This window comes from Colwellia sp. D2M02 (assembly GCF_018860755.1).
Classification (GTDB): domain Bacteria; phylum Pseudomonadota; class Gammaproteobacteria; order Enterobacterales; family Alteromonadaceae; genus Colwellia; species Colwellia asteriadis.
The window spans coordinates 90,964-111,156 of the sequence record NZ_JAHKPW010000085.1 but is presented as its reverse complement, the minus strand read 5'-3'; the positions used below and the strand labels follow the sequence as shown (position 1 = coordinate 111,156).

The 20,193-nt window shown below is 38.4% G+C and carries 14 protein-coding genes and 1 pseudogene; 13 read left to right on the top strand and 2 right to left on the bottom strand.

Features of this window, described 5'->3' with window-relative positions:
- The first annotated feature begins 29 nt into the window (after positions 1 to 29).
- From KO495_RS16490 to KO495_RS16470, 5 genes and pseudogenes are all read left to right on the top strand, one after another.
- On the top strand, positions 30 to 2,102 hold the full coding sequence (locus tag KO495_RS16490) for a basic secretory protein-like protein (protein WP_215981495.1): 2,073 nt from the start codon (positions 30 to 32) through the stop codon (positions 2,100 to 2,102).
- A gap of 77 nt (positions 2,103 to 2,179) precedes the next feature.
- Positions 2,180 to 3,825: pseudogene (gene pgi / locus KO495_RS16485) on the top strand (glucose-6-phosphate isomerase).
- Positions 3,826 to 3,846: 21 nt separating this feature from the next.
- Positions 3,847 to 5,436, top strand: a complete 1,590-nt coding sequence (locus tag KO495_RS16480; protein ID WP_215981494.1) for a basic secretory protein-like protein — start codon at positions 3,847 to 3,849, stop codon at positions 5,434 to 5,436.
- Between the two features lie 67 nt (positions 5,437 to 5,503).
- Positions 5,504 to 6,907 carry a M20/M25/M40 family metallo-hydrolase gene (locus KO495_RS16475; protein WP_215981493.1) on the top strand — a complete coding sequence of 468 codons (1,404 nt, stop codon included), beginning with the start codon at positions 5,504 to 5,506 and terminating at the stop codon, positions 6,905 to 6,907.
- Between the two features lie 965 nt (positions 6,908 to 7,872).
- Positions 7,873 to 8,751 carry a mechanosensitive ion channel family protein gene (locus KO495_RS16470; protein ID WP_252739027.1) on the top strand — a complete coding sequence of 293 codons (879 nt, stop codon included), beginning with the start codon at positions 7,873 to 7,875 and terminating at the stop codon, positions 8,749 to 8,751.
- Positions 8,752 to 8,885: 134 nt separating this feature from the next.
- Here KO495_RS16470 and KO495_RS16465 read toward each other — a convergent pair whose 3' ends face one another.
- On the bottom strand, positions 8,886 to 9,734 hold the full coding sequence (locus KO495_RS16465; protein ID WP_215981492.1) for a LysR family transcriptional regulator: 849 nt from the start codon (positions 9,732 to 9,734) through the stop codon (positions 8,886 to 8,888).
- Between the two features lie 164 nt (positions 9,735 to 9,898).
- On the opposite strand from KO495_RS16465, the gene rimK reads away from it, so the two are divergent.
- The 4 genes from rimK to KO495_RS16445 are packed head-to-tail and all read left to right on the top strand — an operon-like array spanning position 9,899 to position 13,181.
- Positions 9,899 to 10,804 (top strand): 30S ribosomal protein S6--L-glutamate ligase, encoded by a 906-nt coding sequence (gene rimK, locus KO495_RS16460; RefSeq protein WP_215981491.1) that lies wholly within the window; start codon positions 9,899 to 9,901, stop codon positions 10,802 to 10,804.
- 16 nt (positions 10,805 to 10,820) lie between these two features.
- A complete protein-coding gene (locus KO495_RS16455) occupies positions 10,821 to 11,843 on the top strand; it encodes a succinylglutamate desuccinylase/aspartoacylase family protein (protein ID WP_215981490.1) in 1,023 nt (340 codons plus the stop codon).
- Positions 11,844 to 11,857: 14 nt separating this feature from the next.
- A complete protein-coding gene (locus tag KO495_RS16450) occupies positions 11,858 to 12,289 on the top strand; it encodes an ATP-dependent zinc protease (protein ID WP_215981513.1) in 432 nt (143 codons plus the stop codon).
- Positions 12,290 to 12,311: 22 nt separating this feature from the next.
- Positions 12,312 to 13,181, top strand: a complete 870-nt coding sequence (locus KO495_RS16445) for a mechanosensitive ion channel domain-containing protein (RefSeq protein ID WP_215981489.1) — start codon at positions 12,312 to 12,314, stop codon at positions 13,179 to 13,181.
- Positions 13,182 to 13,408: 227 nt separating this feature from the next.
- Here KO495_RS16445 and fusA read toward each other — a convergent pair whose 3' ends face one another.
- A complete protein-coding gene (gene fusA / locus KO495_RS16440; protein WP_215981488.1) occupies positions 13,409 to 15,496 on the bottom strand; it encodes an elongation factor G in 2,088 nt (695 codons plus the stop codon).
- Positions 15,497 to 15,793: 297 nt separating this feature from the next.
- On the opposite strand from fusA, the gene KO495_RS16435 reads away from it, so the two are divergent.
- The 4 genes from KO495_RS16435 to rplC all read left to right on the top strand — a co-directional run bounded on the left by KO495_RS16435 (position 15,794) and on the right by rplC (position 20,189).
- Positions 15,794 to 17,266, top strand: coding sequence for an NAD-dependent succinate-semialdehyde dehydrogenase (locus tag KO495_RS16435; protein WP_215981487.1), 1,473 nt, complete (start codon positions 15,794 to 15,796; stop codon positions 17,264 to 17,266).
- A 152-nt stretch (positions 17,267 to 17,418) separates the two neighbouring features.
- On the top strand, positions 17,419 to 18,888 hold the full coding sequence (locus KO495_RS16430; protein WP_215981486.1) for a carbon starvation CstA family protein: 1,470 nt from the start codon (positions 17,419 to 17,421) through the stop codon (positions 18,886 to 18,888).
- Positions 18,889 to 19,224: 336 nt separating this feature from the next.
- The gene (gene rpsJ / locus KO495_RS16425; RefSeq protein ID WP_070375080.1) at positions 19,225 to 19,536 is read left to right on the top strand and encodes a 30S ribosomal protein S10; all 312 of its coding nucleotides are present in this window, start codon (positions 19,225 to 19,227) and stop codon (positions 19,534 to 19,536) included.
- 14 nt (positions 19,537 to 19,550) lie between these two features.
- A complete protein-coding gene (rplC, locus tag KO495_RS16420) occupies positions 19,551 to 20,189 on the top strand; it encodes a 50S ribosomal protein L3 (protein WP_215981485.1) in 639 nt (212 codons plus the stop codon).
- Positions 20,190 to 20,193: the final 4 nt, after the last annotated feature.

Here is a 20,193-nt window from a genome sequence, read left to right as displayed (position 1 = left end):
ATATTTTTTTAGAATATATGAGAAAGATTATGAAAAATAATAAATTATCAATAATCGCTATGGTTGTATTATCGACAACCTTAGGCGCATGTAATAGCTCGGATAAATCACAAGAAATAACACCAAAAGTAACGCAAGACAACCAGGTTGCTGACTCTGCATTACGGAACATGGCGATAGATTCTGGTAGCACAATTACTTCGCCAGATGCTGTAGACTCCCCAGGTTCTGAAGGGGTGGGAAATTTAATCGATGGTAATGACGGCTCTAAGTTTTTGTCCTTCAGTAATAGTGTCACAGTTGAATTCTCTGCAGCAAAACCATATGCCCTTAAAGGTTATGCTTTAATTTCAGGTAATGATGCGCCAGAGCGAGATCCAGCATCATGGATGCTTGAGGGCTCTACAGATGTTACAACCTGGGTTGAGGTTGATAGTCGCTCGGGCCAAAGTTTTGGTAGTCGCGGTGAAAAGCGCACTTTTGAGTTACTGACAAATGAAATTGAGTACCAACATTATCGCTTTAGTTTTTCAAATGCACCGGAAACAGCTGCGGGCATTTTCCAATTAGCTGAAATTGAATTAACTGTTGTGGCGGATGCACCTTTAGTCGCTTTTGCTAGTAACAAAGCGCGTGCCGAAGTGGGCGAAGATGTGCAATTTTGGGATCGATCGTTAGCTAACCCAACCGCTTGGCAATGGACATTTGAAAATGGCGAACCAGCGACAAGTACGGCTAGAAACCCGTCGGTGACTTTTTCATCTCTTGGGGCTAAGTCGGTAACACTAGTTGCGACAAATGACAAAGGCTCCAATGAGCTAGTACAAGAGCAAATCGTTCATATTTGGGATCCACAAAACCCATGGGCAGGCTATGAAAAGCCAGCTGTTTCACTTGTTGCCCATGCGCCAGAGCATGAAGGCCAACTCGCATTTGCTCGAGTAATGCCTGACATTGAACAAGTTATCCACGATATTTCGTTAGCGGTAGCACAAGTACTTTATAAAGATGTAACAGAAGCGCCATTATTCAAAACAGTGACCTTTGAAACAGGAGAGTATGATTTTCCTGCGGCTAAAAGTGGCACTGACCAAGATATGATTTTGTTAATGGATGTTGGTCATCTTGCTAATAAAGCTGCCGAGGGCGATGAGTCTCTGCGCAATGAAGTACTAGGCATGTTGTGGCACGAATTAACGCATGGCTATAACAACTCGCCAAATTCTGGTCAATATGTTGTTGGTGATGAGTACCACTCATACTTAGAAGGGTTAGCTGATTACATGCGCATTAAGGCAGGCTTTAATGAACATAAGCGCGGTGGTATCAAATGGGCTGCTGATTGGAATGTTGATGCCTATAATCAAACATCATTCTTCCTTGAGTGGGTAGCCAATAGCCACAGAAACACTGATTTTATTTATTTATTTAATAAAGCTGCAGGCGAGTTAGAAGAGTGGAGCTTTGACGCCGCATTTAAATCAGTTTTTGGTGATGACCGTGGCGTTGCTGTGCTGTGGGCTGAATACCATAATGCTTTAAATATTGAGCCACCATTTCCAACCCCTGTCGCGGGTTATCGTAATTTTGCAATTGATGAAGGAGTGGTAGTCACAACAAATGCAACAACCGTTATTATTGCTGCGTTCGGTGCGGAAGAAGGGGTCGATAAAATTAATGACAATAACGTAGAGAAAAAATTTAATGCCTTCTTGGAAGAAACTTGGTGGTTAGAGCAATATGCACCTGAGTTGTCACCAATCAATGATATTGAAAATGTTGAAGTAACATTTGAATTACCTGAAGCGATTGTTCTACATAAATATAGTTTAACGACAGGTAATGATAATACACAGCGAGATCCAACTCGATGGACTATATCAGGTTCTATCGATGGAGCCAGCTGGGTTGAACTAGATGTTGATCAATACCCTGAAGCACCTGGACGTTTAGTTACTTTTCACTACGATATTGATAATGCGAGTACTGCTTACAAGTTTTATAAGTACACTTTGGAAAATACTCGAGAAGGAGATGGTATTGGTGGTGATGATGGTCGTCTAATTCAATTGGGAGAGCTTGCACTGCTAACCGCTGAATAGTATTCATCCATTTGCAAAAGTCCCCTTCAAATTGAAGGGGACTTTTATCTCTACCTTATAAACTAACGAATTAATTAATGACCTCTAGAACTTTATTATCAAGCTGGCAAGCGCTTACTAAACATGCTGAAGTTGCCAAACTCACTCATATAAAAACACTATTTGCAGATAATGAACATCGATTCAGTGATTTTTCCATCCAGCTTCCGACAATGCTGATTGATTTTTCAAAAAATTTAATCTCTAAAGAAATACTTCATGAATTGATAGCGTTAGCTACGGATTGCGATATAGAGAATTGGCGAGAAAAGCTATTCGCTGGTGCGGCTATAAATAAAACCGAAAATCGACCTGTATTACATACAGCGTTGCGGGATTTTGGGAAAGAATCTACATACGTAAACGGCGAAGATATAACGGAAAAAATTCATGGAAGTTTAGCAAAAATTGAAGTGTTTACTGAACAAGTAAGAAGTGGTGTATGGAAAGGACATTCAGGAAAAGCCATTACTGACGTTGTTAATATCGGTGTTGGAGGCTCAAACTTGGGTCCTCAAATGGTAACCGAAGCCCTTAAGCACTGCAGTGACGACCGTGTTAGTGTTCATTATGTTTCTAATGTCGACGGCACTCAAATTTCCAATGTTCTAGCGTCATTAACTCCAGATACAGTCTTGATTATTATTTCGAGTAAAACTTTTACTACAATAGAAACTATTGTTAATGCAGAAACAGCAATTAAGTGGTTAACAGATAACACATTTGACCAAAAAATTATTGAACAGCAGGTTGTTGCTGTTACGGCAAACAAAGAAAATGCACTGAAATTTGGCATTAACAATAAAAATATATTTGAAATGTGGGACTGGGTCGGCGGGCGATTTTCGCTTTGGTCTGCTATCGGTTTACCTATAGCGTTGAGCTTAGGTTTTAATCACTTTAAAGAATTACTTGAAGGAGCTTTTGAGCTTGATCAGCATTTTTACAATACCCCTTTAGAGAATAATGCTCCAGTTATTCTTGCGCTGATTAGTGTCTGGAATTGCACATTTCTGGGAGCCCAGTCACAGGCTATTTTACCTTATGACCAACCGCTTCATATGTTGAGTGCCTATTTGCAACAAGCAGAAATGGAAAGCAACGGTAAGTCAGTGAGTTGGCACGGTGATGAAATTTATTATCCCACAGTCCCTTCAATTTGGGGGACATTAGGGATTAACGGGCAGCATGCTTTTTATCAGTATCTTCATCAAAGTAACAATATAGTACCGGCTGATTTTATTGGCTCTATCAATAACGAGGCGTCGCTGACTAAACACCACGAGATATTATTAGCGAATTTATTTGCACAAACACGAGCATTAATGATGGGAGTAAACGAGCAACAAGTGCGAGATGATATGGAGGAAAAAGGTCATATATAAATAGTGTTGCACCGCATAAAGTTCATAACGGAAATAGAGCAACAAACACCATCTTACTTGATTCAATATCTCCTCGTTCAATTGGCAGTTTGATTGCTTTGTATGAGCATAAAATATTTGTTCAAGGGATTATTCTACAGATTTTCTCTTTTGATCAATGGGGGGGGGAGTTAGGCAAAGGGCTTGCCAATACAATTGAGCAAGAACTTCAGAAAAAATTCGTTAATCCTAATTATGATAGTTCAACTCGAGAATTAATGAAATATTATCAATCAGTAAGAAAAAATAAAACTAATTAGCTATAGATAAGAGAAAAAAATATGAAGTTAATGAAAACGCTTACCATGGCTGTTTTGGCCACAGGGCTAGCTGCGTGCGTAGTAACAAAGCAAGAAGAAGTACTACAGGGAACGATATCTGCCACAGAGGTAAATTTTGTAGATTTGCACTTTTTAGCGACGACGGAACATGCCGACTCACCTGCGGCGGAAGGCATTAATAATCTATTCGATGGAGACAAAGGTTCTAAATTTCTATCTGTACATAAATCAGCTTGGGTTGTTTTTGACACCCAAAAGCCGAAAGTTCTAACTAGTTACCAAATCACCTCTGCTGGTGATGCACCAGGTCGGGACCCTAAGGAATGGACATTGGAAGCATCTAATGATGGTACCCATTGGACAACCATTGATACTCGAAGCGAACAAGCTTTTAGTGGCCGAAGTGTCACTAACAAATACCTGATTGTAGGAAACACAGTTAAGTATTCTCAGTATCGGTATAACTTTACTCAGACGAAAGTGACGACTTGGGGTGATACTTATTTACAAATTGCAGAGCTAGAACTACAGGGGATTACTAACGAGCCAGTGGCACAGTTTTCTGCATCGGCAACCAAAGTTAAGTTTGATCAAGAGGTTTCTTTTAAGGATGAGTCACCTAATTCGCCAACAGAATGGCTGTGGACTTTTGAAGATGCTACGCCTGCCACGAGTAATGAAAGAAATCCTAAAGTTGTGTTTAATAAGCCGGGCGGCCATGATGTTACCTTAACGGTAAAAAATAAATTTGGTACGCACACCAAGTTAAAAAAACGTTTTGTGGTTTCTTACGACCCGGCCAACCCTTGGCAAGGTTTTCATTATCCAAAAGTCATACTGGCACATACAGATACAGACTCAGAAGGGTTTAAGCGAGTAAATCGAATTGTACCTGATTTAACGGCAGCAATTAATGAGGTTTCTCTGGAAGTATGTAAATACCTTTATCGCAATATTACTGAAGTGCCTGAATTTGATACCGTGACTTTTCAGTATAATTGGAGTGACGTGCTAGCAGCACGTGGTGGCTCAGGTAAAAACATGCAGCTTTATTTTAGTACTCGATATTTGCAATATGCCTTAGCCAACGAACAAGACGATGCGGTGAAATATGAAATTTATGGTGTATTCTGGCATGAACTAGTCCATGGTTATCAATCGCAACCTGAAACGGTTAAAGATGTATACGCGCCAGGTCATGATTATTACGCGTTTCTTGAAGGTGTTGCTGATTTGGTGCGCATTAGAGGCAGACATCACCTGACTCGTTCACCCGACACAGGAAGAATCAACCGAAAAACGCAAGTCAATGATCGTTATCTTTCTGGCTATACCACAACGGGTTTTTTCTTAAACTGGATCACTGATAATTATGATCCAGAATTTGCTTACAAGTTTAATCAGTCACCATTAAAGATTAAACCTTGGAGCTTTAAAGCGGCAATTAAAGATATTCTTAACGAAGATGTTGATGAACTATGGAATAAGTATACAGTTTATGTGGATCAATATAATAAAAAACATCCGAATAAAAGGTTAGAATTACCTCAATGGAAGGAAAAGCCTAAGGCGTTAATTAATAAAGAATAAAATTATTACCGTCATTGGGGATGATAATAGTAAGCATCCCCAACATATTTACATAGTAAGGCACCTTATGAAAAATAAAATGATATCAGTATTGCTTTTTGCGGCACTTAGCTTGAGCTTCGCTCAAACAGAAGCGAAGTCTGATAACTTCTCACAAGTGCAGCTCAAACAAATTGAGCAGTTAAAGCAACAAGCGCTGAAAAGTGATTTAGCGTGGAATTTAGTCGAGTCGCTAACGACAGAAGTTGGTCCAAGAATGCCTGGTACAGTTGGAGATAAAGCCGGTGTTGAATGGGCGGTGAAAAAATTTAATGCTTTGGGTTTTGATAAAGTATGGACTGAACCTGTCACTTTTCCTAAGTGGATACGTAACTTTGAATCGGCAGCGATTATCAGCCCTTCACCTCAAAAGTTACACATTACAGCATTGGGCAATAGTATTAGTACACCAAAAAATGGAGTTCAAGCACAAGTTATAGAATTTGAAACTTTAGCTGAGTTAGAGAACGCTTCTCAAAGAGCAGTGAAGGGGAAGATTGTTTTCATTAATTATCGTATGAATCGAGATCGTGATGGCAATGGTTATGGCCCTGCGGTACAAGCTCGTAATCGTGGCGCTGTGGTTGCCGCGCAAAAAGGTGCGGTAGGTTATGTCATGCGCTCCGTTAGTACGGCTCACCATCGTTTTGCTCACACAGGCGGCAGTCATTATAAGGAAGGCGTAACTAAAATAGTTTCGTCAGCAATTTCAAATGCTGATGCCGATCAACTTCATCGTCTAATCGCACTCGGAAAGCCAGTTACTATCAATGTAAATGTGCAGACCAAATCCATGGGTGAAGGTACATCGTATAATGTTATTGGCGAATTTACAGGGAGTGAGTTCCCTGAAGAATACGTATTGATTGGTGGACATTTGGATTCATGGGATTTAGGGACGGGTGCATTAGATGATGGGGCGGGTGTTGCCATTACTATGGCTGCGGCAAAATTGGCTGCGAAAACTAAGCCTAAACGTAGTATCCGTGTTGTATTGTTTGCTGCCGAAGAGTTCGGATTATGGGGAGCAAAAGCCTATGTGAAAAAACATGAGAAAGAGCTTTCTAATATCGTTGCGGCAGCAGAATCTGATTTTGGTGCAGATGTTATTTGGGGAATGGAGTCAAATGTTCATGCGAGTGTCTTACCGGTAGTACGAGATATTGCAACGATGATGAAATCTTTAGATGTAGAGCATATTGGCAGTAACTCGGCCGGTGGTGGACCTGATTTAATTCCATTTCGCCCATTTAAAATCCCTGTTTTTAAATTAGCTCAAGATGGTACTGATTATTTCAATCTTCACCATACCGCTGATGATACGCTTGATAAAATTGATCCGAAAAAATTGCGACAAAATGTGGCAACTTATGCGGTATTTTCATATATGGCTGCAAATGCTAAAACACGACTTGTTGGTAAAAATAATTAGCAGCGAGTTTTGAAAACTCTTCTTATACAACCCCCCATGTTTTAATTGTAGGGTTTATTTTTTTATAATAGTGACTGACTCGTATATTTTGAGCTAACTGCAAAAATCAGTTAGTTTTTTCTCGTTAATTGTTAGCCAATTGTTTTATTGCTGCATAATGTGGCGTGGTATAGGGCTATCTCACTTTGGGGGCGGAAGCGAGATAGAATTAGTAGTCTAAAGTTAGCTAACCTGAAGATAGCGGAAGTAAATTAATGTTTATCTGATATAAAAATAGGACTGATCTATGGTCATTAATTATCATGCAGGTTGTCGATCTCATTTGGTGATAGCAAAAGATGTTTTGGAAATTGAGCTCAGGGATTAATGCTGTTTACCCATATTGATCACAAATGAGCTCTTAGCCAAAGTTGTATTATGTTGTGATGTATTTTGAATGATTATTTTGTTTTATTTCAATGAATGTTTTCCGTTTTAATATGATATAATTTAGTCGTTGTTTAAATACAAGCGGCATTTAAATTGTTTTGTAATGTTTTTATTGAAAATGGTATAATTCTTTACATAAAACATTGCAAGTTTAACTTTTTTTGGTTTAACTATTTGATTTTTATTTATATTTTGTGGTTCTCTTTGTTTTAGGTATGTATACCCGTTCTAGCCCTTACTAAAGACTTGAACACTATGACTCAATAAAAAACCCAGCTAGTTGCTGGGTTTTTTATTGAGTAAGTTTATAGGCATTGATGTAATGCTAAAGCTTACACATTCCTATGATGTTTAATGTTACCATTTCCCCATCAAAATATTTTATTAAACTAAAAACTATTTTATGTTGGTATATTTCTTGTTAATCCTTAAAATTACCTTCGAGTTATTGAGGTGTTATGCCTCGTAATTTATCAGTCAGCGACAAGGCTTTTAAATACACTTCATACATTAAAAATAAAGGCACATACATCGTTATGTCAAATTGGCTCAATATGCCCCCAGAATTCACTCAATTTATTAATATATTAGCAACGCATAAGTTTTTTATTACTTTTGTGGTGATTGTTACTATTTTTATCGCCAAACTTGTTGCGGTAAAACTTATTAAGCGTAAGTCGAAGCAAGGTAAAAGGCTGCAAATTAATATGGTTAATAACGTTGTAACGTTATTAATTATTGTGTTTGTATTTAATATTTGGTCGGAAGAAATTCAAAAGTTTGCTTTTTCAATTGCCGCTTTTATTGTTGCTATTGTGTTAGCAACACGAGAGTTTATCCAATGTTTTATCGGCTTTATTTATATTTTATCAAGCAGACCATTTCGTATTGGTGATTGGGTACAAGTAAAGGATTACTATGGTGAAGTTCATTCAACAGATTGGGCAAAATTAACATTATTAGAAGTAAATATTGATGATTATCAATATACGGGTAAAACGCTTTATATTCCTAATAGCCAGTTAATTACCTCGGTAACTAAAAACCTAAATTTTTTAAAGCGTTATGCGATGCACCACTTTACGATAGTTCGTGATGATACCGTTAACCCTTTTGAATTCATTGAGGAGTTAACTAACCAAGCTAACTTTTATTGTGATGACTTTAGAGATGTTGCTATGCGCTATAACCAGTTAATTGAAAATCGGTTAGATATTAATATTGCGGGACCTGAGCCACACATAAATATAGCGACTTCAGATATTGGTAATACACAGGTTATTTTTACAATATTTTGCCCGACTGATAGAGCTTTAGAAATTGAGCAAAAGCTAACGGCAGACTTTATGAAGCTGTGGTTTAAACACAAAAATGCTATGCCTACACCTGAATTACCTATTAAAGTTGTAGAATAAAATAAGGCTGTTGTGTATCAGTGGGGTTATTTAAATAACCCTATAGAGCACAGTAGTTTTTTATTTATAGTCTAATGACTTAATTATTATTATTTTTAATAATTAAGTCATAGGGTTAGTTCATTTACTGCGACTTAAATTTTTACGTAAGGGAATAACTCTATAGATTGCTCTATTATTTGCGCCTTCTGGCTTTTTGCTAAATAAATCGCAAAAATATCACGTGAATAAACTGGGGCATCTTCCACTAAGAACAGTTTATTTCGCTCTCTATGCTGGTGTGTCATTTGTCTAGGCAGATAAGCACAGCCACCTGCTTCTAAGATAAAATCCATCGCAATATCGGGTTGATTCATATAATGTTTAGCAGGATTTGCTTCTTGAAATACTCTCATGTGCTCACTATTCACGGCCTCGCCATAATCAACCATAATAAAGTCTTCTAGTAACGTAGGATCATAAACTGCGCTTGGTGAGGTTGTAACTAAATGCAGCGGTACGGTCGCTACTTTAATGGTAATAAGGTCATCAACAAACGGTGGCTCAAATAAAAAGGCAATATCAATAATGCGACTTAGTACCCGCCTTCTTAATTCAACAGGTGAGTGAGTATTGGTGAGTAAGCAAACATCATCCATATTACGATGAATTTTTTGTAACCAGTCTTGTAAAGCAATATTCCAGATTGACATCATAGAGCCAATAACGAGCTGATGTGCTTCATTACTGGCTATACCTACATCTTGTTTGGTCTTTTGCCACATAAAAATAAGTTCGTTGGCGTGTTTTATTAAGCGATGCCCTTCTGGGGTAAGCTTCAAGTGCTTTTGCTTTCTATCGAATAACAGTACGCCTAAATCATCTTCAAGCAGCTTAATTCGAGCACTTACCGCTGATTGCGTGATAAATAAGTTTTCAGAAGCAACTCTAAAGTGCAAGGTACGGCTGACTTCTAAAAAGGTTTTTAATAGCTCTATTTTCATTATGACCTCAACATAATCCTTAAGGTTAATCGATTTTTTTTATCAAACTGATAAAAATATAACATTTTATTGTTTAAGATAGTAGCTATACACTGCGCGCAAATCATTACATCACTTTTATTACACTGTTTATATTCACAAAGTGATCCTTTAAGGCGTACATTATGAAAATTGCTATTTTATCAAGAAACCCAAAGCTTTACTCAACTAGACGATTAAAAGAGGCAGGCGAAGCGTTAGGGCATGAGGTTGATATTATTGATACCTTACACTGCTATATGGACATTACCAGCAGTAGACCAACGGTACGATATCACGGCCAAGAGTTACCAAAATATGACGCGATCATTCCACGTATTGGTGCATCAGTAACGTTTTATGGTACTGCGGTAGCAAGACAGTTTGAAATGATGGGTACATTTAATATTAACGACTCAGTTGCTATAAGCCGCTCTCGCGATAAGTTGCGTTCATTACAATTATTATCACGTAAAGGTATTGGCTTACCTAGAACAGGGTTTGCTAGCAAACCAGACAACATTAAAGACTTAATTAAGAATGTTGGTGGCGCGCCTGTGGTTATTAAATTGTTAGAAGGCACACAAGGCATTGGCGTTGTACTTGCTGATACGGCGAAAGCGGCTGAAGCGATAATTGAAGCGTTTATGGGATTAAAGGCTAACATATTAGTACAAGAGTTTATTAAAGAAGCTGGTGGGGCCGATATTCGTTGTTTAGTTATTGGCGGTAAAGTGGTCGCTGCGATGAAGCGTCAAGGTGCTGAAGGTGAGTTTAGATCTAACTTACACCGCGGTGGCTCAGCTGAAGTCGTTAAGCTTTCAAAAGAAGAAAGAGAAACAGCTATTAATGCCGCTAAAATAATGGGCTTAAACTTTTGTGGTGTTGACTTACTTCGTTCGCAAAATGGTCCTATGGTAATGGAAGTTAACTCTTCTCCAGGATTAGAGGGCATTGAAAACGCCACAGGTAAAAACATTGCCGGTATGGTTTTTGATTTTATTGAGAAAAAATCTAAGCCTAAAGCCGCTAAAGCGATAGTTGCTAAATAATAATAAAGGATAATTTATGGAAAGTTTAAAAATAGGCGAGTTTGAAATATTACCTGGTGAACAAAGAAAGGTAGATCTGCCAGTAGCTAAGTTATATACCGATGCTAATGTTTCTTTACCAGTACATATAATTAGAGCTAAAAAGCCAGGGCCAACCATATTTATTAGCGCGGCAGTACACGGTGATGAACTCAATGGTATTGAAATCATTAGACGTTTAATCAGCCAAAAAAACTTTAAAATAACCCATGGTACGGTTATCGCTGTACCTATGGTTAATGTTTATGGTGTGGTTAACCAAAGTCGTTATATGCCTGACAGACGTGATTTGAATCGCTGCTTTCCTGGCTCGGCTAAAGGCTCACTTGCAGGGCGTGTTGCGCATATTTTTTTGAATGAAATAGTAAAACATTGTGACTACGGTATTGACCTACATACAGGAGCAATACATCGCTCTAACTTACCGCAAATTAGAGCGAATATGCAGGACGAGGAAACTAAAAAGTTAGCTGAGGTTTTTGGTGTTCCAGTAGTATTGAACTCAAACTTAGTTGATGGCTCTTTACGTGAAGCCGCGGTTAAGCTTGATACACGTGTTTTACTTTATGAGGCAGGCGAAGCATTACGTTTTGACGAGTTTTCGATTCGTGCTGGTATGAAAGGTATTCTTAATGTCTTAAAACACTTAGGAATGATGAGAAAAACATCTAGTAAGAAAAAAGAACTAGAGCCGTTCATTGCTAATGGTAGTCAATGGATCAGGGCTAATGCTAGTGGTATTGTACATAATAAAGCGAACTTGGGAGATAAGGTGACCAAATCTCAAATTCTTGCTGAAATAGGTAGCCCTTACGGTGATATTTTAGATGTAGTACGAGCCAATCGCTCTGGCATATTAATTGGTAAGCAGAATATACCACTAGTGCAAGAGGGTGAAGCAATGTTTCATGTTGCTTACTTTAGCGAAGACGATGAAGAAATTGCCGGGCAAATAGAAACGGTTCAAGAGTTATTATTGCCTGAAAATAACGATATTTAACGGAAGTTACTATGATGAGTACAAACGAAAAAATAATTATAGGTCGACTTGAGTCGGTGTCATTACCAGACCTTGCTATTAATGATTTACAAGTAAGAGTTGATACTGGCGCTAAAACATCATCATTACATGTTGATAATATTGAAAAGTACATGGCAGGGGGAAAGCCTTGCGTTAAATTTGATATTCACCCAGATGTCCATAATGTTGATACAATAGTTCAATGTAAAGCGCCTATTAGTGATATCAGACAAGTTAAGTCATCTAATGGTACTGCAGAGCAACGCTATGTTATTGAAACCACAATTACCCTTGGTAAAGAGTCATGGGTGATAGAGATTACCTTAACAGACCGCTCTGATATGAGTTATCTTATGCTACTAGGTAGAGAAGGCATGGGAAAACGCTTTCTCATTGACCCTGCTAAAGTTTTTATGGGGTCATAATTATTGTAGATAAAGGTATTTTATGACGATAGAACAACTAAAAGAGATTCTGGCTTACACTGTTTTTACAGTATCAGATCAAGCAATAACGTTGGGAAAGTTATTGCTTATTCCACTCTTTTTACTTTTTGGTGTTATTTTAACCAAACTTATTGTTAGGTTAATTACTAAGCGCTTAACTAATAAAAAAACAGACCCTAATATAATTCATTTATTACAGCGTGTGCTTTACGTAATAGCAATTACCATTATTGCTATTACTACGCTCGATTTAATTAATGTACCATTAGCTGCCTTTGCCTTTTTATCTGGTGCTATTGCTATCGGTTTTGGTTTTGGCGCACAAAATATTATTAACAACTTTATTAGTGGTTGGATATTAATGTGGGAAAGACCAATACGTATTGGTGATTTTTTAGAAGTTGAAAATGCTAAAGGCGTGGTTGAAGAAATAAACACTCGCTCTACCCGTATTAGACGAGTTGATGGCGTTCATCTACTTATTCCTAATAGTAAACTGTTAGAAAACACCGTAGTGAACTGGACCTTAGTGGATAGGGTAGTGCGCACTTCAGTTGTCGTTGGTGTGGCTTATGGTAGCTCACCTAAAAAGGTTGCCGAGTTAATCTTACAAGCGACGATGGAACAAAAAGAAGTGTTAACCGAGAATAAGCCTATTGTGAGCTTTGAAGACTTTGGTGATAATGCACTGATATTTGAAAGCGTTTTTTGGATAAATTCTCAAGCTGAAGGTGGCTTAAGAATGATCAGAAGTAAAATACGCTTTAGGTTGAGTGAGTTATTTGAACAACATGATATTGTTGTTGCTTATCCACAACGCGATGTTCACCTTGATGGCTCGATAACCTTACTACCCCTTAAAGAAGATTAGTTAACCTGAGCTCTGCTTAACAAATGTTTCTCTAGCAGCTATTTTGCGATAGCAGTTTTAGCTTATTTGCTATAGCTTAACGATTATCGTGCAATTCAGCCTTGCGAACGCTTTAATCAAAACGTTATACCTGTAACTGTTAGTAGTTACTACATATAGTAAACTTCAGTTAATAAAAAAGGATGCCTAGGCATCCTTTTTTGTATTAATAATTAACTTTAGGTTAATTATTTTTTAGCGTTACGCTCTTTAACTTCAGCAATAACTGTTTCAGCTACGTTAGCTGGACAAGGCATGTAGTGAGAGAATTCCATAGAGAATTGACCACGACCTGATGTCATTGTACGTAATGATCCGATGTAACCGAACATTTCTGAAAGAGGTACGTCTGCTTTAATGCGAACACCAGTAGAACCAGCTTCTTGGTCTTTGATCATACCACGACGACGGTTTAAATCACCAATAACATCACCAACGTGATCTTCAGGAGTGAAAACATCAACCTTCATGATAGGTTCAATTAACTGAGCACCAGCTTTTGGAATTGACTGACGGAAAGCGCCTTTAGCAGCGATTTCGAAAGCAACAGCAGATGAATCGACAGCATGGAAGCCACCATCGTATAATTCAACTTCAACGTCTAATACAGGGAAGCCAGCTAAAACACCAGTATCCATCATAGATTTGAAACCTTTCTCAACAGCTGGGAAGAATTCCTTAGGAACGTTACCACCAACAACTGTTGATTTGAACGTGAAGCCTGAGTTTGGCTCACCAGGACGGATGCGGTAGTCGATTTTACCAAACTGACCAGAACCACCAGATTGTTTCTTATGCGTGTAAGAATCTTCAATTTCTGAAGTAATCGTTTCACGGTAAGCAACTTGTGGTTTACCAACAACTAAATCAACACCGTAAGTACGCTTAAGGATATCTACTTTGATATCTAAGTGTAATTCACCCATACCTTTAAGGATTGTTTCACCTGAATCTTCGTCAGTTTCAACTTGGAATGTTGGATCTTCTGCAACCATTTTACCGATAGCAATACCCATTTTCTCAGAACCACCTTTATCTTTAGGTGCAACAGCAATTGAGATTACTGGTTCAGGGAAAACCATCGCTTCAAGTGTACATTCATCTTTAGGATCACATAATGTGTGGCCTGTTTGAACGTTCTTCATACCAACAACAGCTAAAATGTCACCTGCTTGTGCTGAAGTAAGCTCAGTACGGTCATCAGCTTGCATTTCAACCATACGGCCAATACGCTCTGTTTTACCTGTGAAAGAGTTAAGAACTGTATCACCTTTGTTTAATACACCCGAGTAAATACGGATAAAGGTAAGAGCACCAAAACGGTCATCCATAATTTTGAATGCTAACGCTTTGAATGTTTCTTTAGTATCAACAATAGCGAATTTGCCTGTTGGTTCACCTTCTTCATCAGTTAACGGTTGAGGGTTAACGTCAGTAGGACAAGGTAAGTAATCAACAACAGCATCTAGTACTAATTGCATACCTTTGTTTTTAAATGCAGAACCACAGTATGTAGGGAAGAACAATAATTCGTTAGTACCTTTACGGATACACGCTTTAATTTGCTCTTCAGTCGGTGTAAGTTCACCTTCTAAGTATTCCATAAGTAAATCTTCATCTGCTTCTAAAGCAGTTTCGATTAGTTGCTCACGGTAAATAGCTGCATCGTCTGCCATGTCAGCAGGGATATCTGTGATTTCGTAGTTTTCTGGAAGACCTGTGTCATCCCAGATGTATGCTTTTTGACTTAATACATCAACAACACCTACGAAGTCATCTTCTTCACCAATTGGTAAAGTCATAATAAGTGGGTTAGCACCTAATACGTTTTTAACTTGGTCAGTTACGCGGTAGAAGTTAGCACCTAAACGGTCTAACTTGTTTACGAAGATTAAACGAGCTACTTTAGAGTCGTTAGCATAACGCCAGTTAGTTTCTGATTGTGGCTCAACACCACCAGAACCACAGAATACACCAATACCACCATCAAGAACTTTAAGTGAACGGTAAACTTCTACTGTGAAATCAACGTGACCAGGAGTGTCGATTACGTTAAAACGGTGCTTTTTCCATTCACAAGTTACAGCAGCAGACTGGATAGTAATACCGCGCTCAGCTTCTTGTTCCATGAAGTCAGTTGTTGACTCACCATCATGTACTTCACCAGTTTTATGGATCTTACCGGTTAATTTAAGGATACGTTCAGTTGTTGTTGTTTTACCAGCATCAACGTGAGCGAAAATACCAATATTTCTATATTTAGATAAATCTGCCATTACTTTACTCTATTTAATTTCTACTTAAAAAAAGTGGAATTGTTGAAAATTTGCGCGCGAGTATACCATTACTCTAAACAGATCTAAAGAAAACGATGGAAAATTGCTAAATAAATTATTAGCGATCGGCAATTATTGTGCTCTAGTTATAGTTCTGCTTATATATGGGTAAAGCCTATATATAAACATACGGCAAAAAGTATTGATAAAGAGGTGTTTGTTAGTTGTAGCTAACAAGACATGGTTTCAAATAAGGCCTCATTTATTAACATACCGACACTCAATAAGAGCAAAACAATGACAACCAATTTATTAAGTTTATTACAGGACAAAGCCCTTCTGAAAACGCAGAGTTATATAAATGGCCAATGGCATAAAAATGATGACTCTTTTCAGGTAATGAACCCAGCAACCAATACAGTTATTGCACAAGTAAATGATGATAGTGTGGCAGCGGTTTTATTGGCGATAGATGGGGCTAAAAATGCATTTAAAGCGTGGTCAAAAAAATCGGCTAATGAAAGAGCGCAGTTATTACAGCAATGGTTTACTTTAATTGAGCAACACCAAGAAGATCTTGCTTATATATTAACGGTTGAGCAGGGCAAGCCTTTAGCGGAGGCAAGAGGAGAAATTGCCTACGGTGCTTCTTATATTCAATGGTTTGCAGAAGAAGGTAAGCGTGCATATGGTGATATTATTCCTGCTTCAAGTTCAGATAAGCGTATTGCGGTTATCAAAGAGCCCATTGGCGTAGTTAGTGCTATAACGCCGTGGAATTTCCCTCATGCTATGCTGGCGCGCAAAGCGGCTGCCGCACTTGCTGCAGGTTGTACCTTTATAGGACGCCCAAGTGAGTTGACTCCATTGTCTGCCCTTGCGTTAGCTGTACTAAGTCAGCGAGCAGGTATCCCCGCTGGCGTTTTTAATGTTGTTGTGGGGACTAGCGCTCAGCAAATGGGCGAATTATTATCTGAACATAAAGATATTGCTAAACTTAGTTTCACTGGCTCTACGCGTGTCGGTAAATTGCTGGCAGCGCAGTGCGCTAGTTCGGTGAAAAAAGTATCACTCGAGCTAGGCGGTAATGCGCCTTTTATTGTTTTTGATGATGCAGATATTGATGCCGCAGTGAAAGGAGCGATGGCCGCTAAATTTAGAAACGCAGGGCAAACCTGTGTTTGCGCGAATCGAATATTTTTACAGGCAACTATCGCTGATGAGTTTACTGAAAAATTTACCACAGCAGTTAACGCATTAGCAGTAGGTAATGGGCTTGAAGAAAAAAGTGCCATTGGCCCACTAATCAACGAAAAAGCAGTTATCAAGGTAAAAGAGTTAGTCGATAAAAGTATTACTTTAGGTGCAAAAATTGTTTACCAACAAAGCAGTGAAAAGTCAGGAGGAGGGAGCTTTTTTAATCCGCTAATTTTAAGTGATGTTCACAATCACATGGATATAGCGCAAGAAGAAATTTTTGGTCCAGTCGCTTCGCTAATTACCTTTAACAATGAGACTGAAGTAATTGCGATGGCGAATGACACTCCTTATGGTTTAGCTGCTTACTTTTATAGTCAAAACATTAATCGTATTTGGCGTGTTGCAGAGCAATTACACTTTGGTATGGTAGGTATTAATGAAGGCGCTATTTCTAATGCAGCCGCACCTTTTGGAGGGGTAAAAGAATCTGGATATGGTAGAGAAGGCTCTAAATATGGGCTAGCAGAGTATATGACTGTTAAAAGCTTAAGTTTTGGTGGGTTAGGTTAATGTGTTATTCAAGTGTCATACGTTAACAATTTTACTTTATTTATCTTGTAAGCTGACGTTGTAACTCGTACTTAATAAATTGATAATAGTGATAAGAAAAGTTATTCGTCCAATGGAGGCGAATAATAACGTTAATGAGGCGGTTAGTTACCATGATTATTTTTTTTATATGCATAACATTATTGATATTAGGTTATAAATTTTACAGTCCTTTTGTTGAGAAGCAGGCGGGTATCGACCCATCCGTAAAAACTCCACAAGTGCGTTTTGATGAGGGGGTTGACTACGTTGCAATACACCCTGTTAAAGCCTTTTTAATTCAATTTTTAAATATTGCCGGTGTTGGCCCAATATTCGGGCCTATTTTAGGGGCAATATATGGTCCTATTGCACTGGTTTGGATAGTGCTAGGTAATATTCTTGGTGGCGCTGTTCATGATTACTTTTCAGGTGTCATGAGTATAAAAGAAGACGGTAAAAGCCTCCCTGAAATAGCAGGACATTATTTTAATGTTGTCTATAAAGGACTAATGCTTATTTTTACCGCAATGCTGTTATTTTTTGTTGGTGTTGTTTTTATTATGAGTCCTGCGGGCTTGTTAGGGAGCTTAAGCTATTTTGATGGTACTTTCCTTGAAGGTAATACCTTTTGGGTTTTCGTTATTTTAGGTTACTACTTTCTTGCGACATTATTACCAATAGACAAAATTATTACCAAGCTCTACCCATTATTTGGCTTGTTGATGATTGTTATGACCACGCTTATTGCTATTTCATTATTATTTAATGCGCCTCATTTACCCGTAATGGGGGATTTTCTTGGTTACTTTAGTCATGACCATTTCAACCATGACTTTTTAGAGCCGAACCCTGATGGCGCACCTATTTGGCCATTGCTATTTATTACGATAACTTGTGGCGCTATTAGTGGTTTCCACTCAACGCAAGCACCTATTATGGCGCGTTGTTTAACTAACGAAAAATATGTTCGTCCTGTATATTACGGCGCAATGATGTCTGAAGGTATTGTTGGCTGTGTGTGGGCATTAGCGGGTATTGCTGCGTTTCCTGGTGGTTATCCCGAACTGCAAGCTATGCTATCTCAAGGGGGACCTGGTTTAGTGGTTAATCATATAGCAACGAGTTATTTAGGTGCATTAGGCGGTATTATGGCGATTATTGCTGTGGCTATATTCCCTATTACTTCGGGTGATACTGCTTTTAGATCGCTACGCTTAACGATTGTCGATGCTTTTAATATTCCGCAAAGTATGCGTAACCGAGTTTTTTTAGCGGTTCCTATTTTAATAGTCGCCTACTTTATGACTAAAATAGACTTCTCACTAATTTGGCGATACTTTGCTTTCTCTAATATGCTACTTTCAACTAGCGTACTTTGGTTAGCAACTAAGTACTTATTTGACCGTGGTACTTTTCACTGGATCGTAAGTATTCCTGCCATTATCGGTACAAGTGTAACAGTGTCATACATTATGACCAACGCTATTGGTTTTAACCTATCTGCACAATACAGCCAACATATAGGTATAGGCGTGGCAGTGTGCTTATTTGTACTATTAGTTGTATTCAATAGTAAACGTACTAAAGCGGTTCAAGCTTAAACTAGCTTAAAGTTATTAATAATAAAGATAGGCCTAAGTGAATTTCCTTAAGCCTATCTTTACTTTTCCACTCCAACAAAGTAAATGTCCAAAGTAAGAATAAATAACTTGCACATATAACGTACTCTTGTATAATACGCGCTCGCATTCAGCCAGATTGAGTGTGGCTTGATATGGAAAATATCCATTTCAAGAGAAATTCATAAGTAATTTCTTATGATTTTTACAGCAACTCTAATCTTGAGTTGAATGTTTATTAGTAATACACCCCCTTCCTACACTACAGGAAGTAGAGGGATGTATTTTTTTGTTCTTTTTAAAAGGGGATTTGTCTTAATGTCAAATCAAAGAATTCGCATTCGTTTGAAAGCGTTCGATCATCGTTTGATTGATCAATCTACAGCAGAAATCGTTGATACTGCAAAACGTACTGGTGCTCAGGTTCGTGGTCCAATTCCACTTCCTACACGTAAAGAACGTTTCACTATCTTGACTTCTCCACACGTTAACAAAGATGCGCGTGATCAGTACGAAATTCGTACTCACAAACGCATGATTGATATCGTTGAGCCAACTGAAAAGACTGTAGACGCATTAATGCGTTTAGATCTTGCAGCTGGTGTTGATGTTCAAATCAGCTTGGGCTAAGAGGAGTTTTAACAATGACTATAGGTCTAGTTGGACGTAAAGTGGGCATGACTCGTATCTTCACTGAAGATGGCGTTTCTACTCCAGTAACCGTTCTTGAAGTTGAAGCAAACCGTGTTGCTCAGGTTAAAACTGTAGACAACGATGGTTATTCAGCGCTACAAGTTACTACGGGCAAGCGTAAAGCAAACCGTGTTAACAAACCAGCAGCTGGACATTTCGCGAAAGCAGGTATCGAAGCAGGCCGTGGCTTGTGGGAATTCCGTTTAAACGAAAATGAAGGTAGCGACATTGAAGCCGGCAGTGAATTAACTGTTGAAGTATTCAATGACACTAAATTAGTAGACGTAACTGGTACATCTAAAGGTAAAGGTTTCCAAGGCGGTATTAAACGCTGGAACTTTAGCATGCAAGATGCAACACATGGTAACTCGATCTCTCACCGTTCAAACGGTTCGTTAGGTCAGTGTCAAACACCAGGTCGCGTTTTTAAAGGCAAAAAAATGTCTGGTCACATGGGTGCTGTGCGCGTTACTACACAAAACCTTGAATTGGTTCGCGTTGATGCTGAACGTAACTTGCTGCTTGTTAAAGGCGCAGTTCCGGGTGCTATCAATGGCAACGTAATCATCAAACCAGCTGTTAAAGCCTAGTCCA

Bases quoted from the DNA above. Each gene is read 5' to 3' on its own strand.
- KO495_RS16490 (WP_215981495.1), top strand. From the start codon at position 30: ATGAAAAATAATAAATTATCAATAATCGCTATGGTTGTATTATCGACA.
- KO495_RS16480 (WP_215981494.1), top strand. From the start codon at position 3,847: ATGAAGTTAATGAAAACGCTTACCATGGCTGTTTTGGCCACAGGGCTA.
- KO495_RS16475 (WP_215981493.1), top strand. From the start codon at position 5,504: ATGAAAAATAAAATGATATCAGTATTGCTTTTTGCGGCACTTAGCTTG.
- KO495_RS16470 (WP_252739027.1), top strand. From the start codon at position 7,873: ATGTCAAATTGGCTCAATATGCCCCCAGAATTCACTCAATTTATTAAT.
- KO495_RS16465 (WP_215981492.1), bottom strand. From the start codon at position 9,734: ATGAAAATAGAGCTATTAAAAACCTTTTTAGAAGTCAGCCGTACCTTG.
- rimK (WP_215981491.1), top strand. From the start codon at position 9,899: ATGAAAATTGCTATTTTATCAAGAAACCCAAAGCTTTACTCAACTAGA.
- KO495_RS16455 (WP_215981490.1), top strand. From the start codon at position 10,821: ATGGAAAGTTTAAAAATAGGCGAGTTTGAAATATTACCTGGTGAACAA.
- KO495_RS16450 (WP_215981513.1), top strand. From the start codon at position 11,858: ATGAGTACAAACGAAAAAATAATTATAGGTCGACTTGAGTCGGTGTCA.
- KO495_RS16445 (WP_215981489.1), top strand. From the start codon at position 12,312: ATGACGATAGAACAACTAAAAGAGATTCTGGCTTACACTGTTTTTACA.
- fusA (WP_215981488.1), bottom strand. From the start codon at position 15,496: ATGGCAGATTTATCTAAATATAGAAATATTGGTATTTTCGCTCACGTT.
- KO495_RS16435 (WP_215981487.1), top strand. From the start codon at position 15,794: ATGACAACCAATTTATTAAGTTTATTACAGGACAAAGCCCTTCTGAAA.
- KO495_RS16430 (WP_215981486.1), top strand. From the start codon at position 17,419: ATGATTATTTTTTTTATATGCATAACATTATTGATATTAGGTTATAAA.
- rpsJ (WP_070375080.1), top strand. From the start codon at position 19,225: ATGTCAAATCAAAGAATTCGCATTCGTTTGAAAGCGTTCGATCATCGT.
- rplC (WP_215981485.1), top strand. From the start codon at position 19,551: ATGACTATAGGTCTAGTTGGACGTAAAGTGGGCATGACTCGTATCTTC.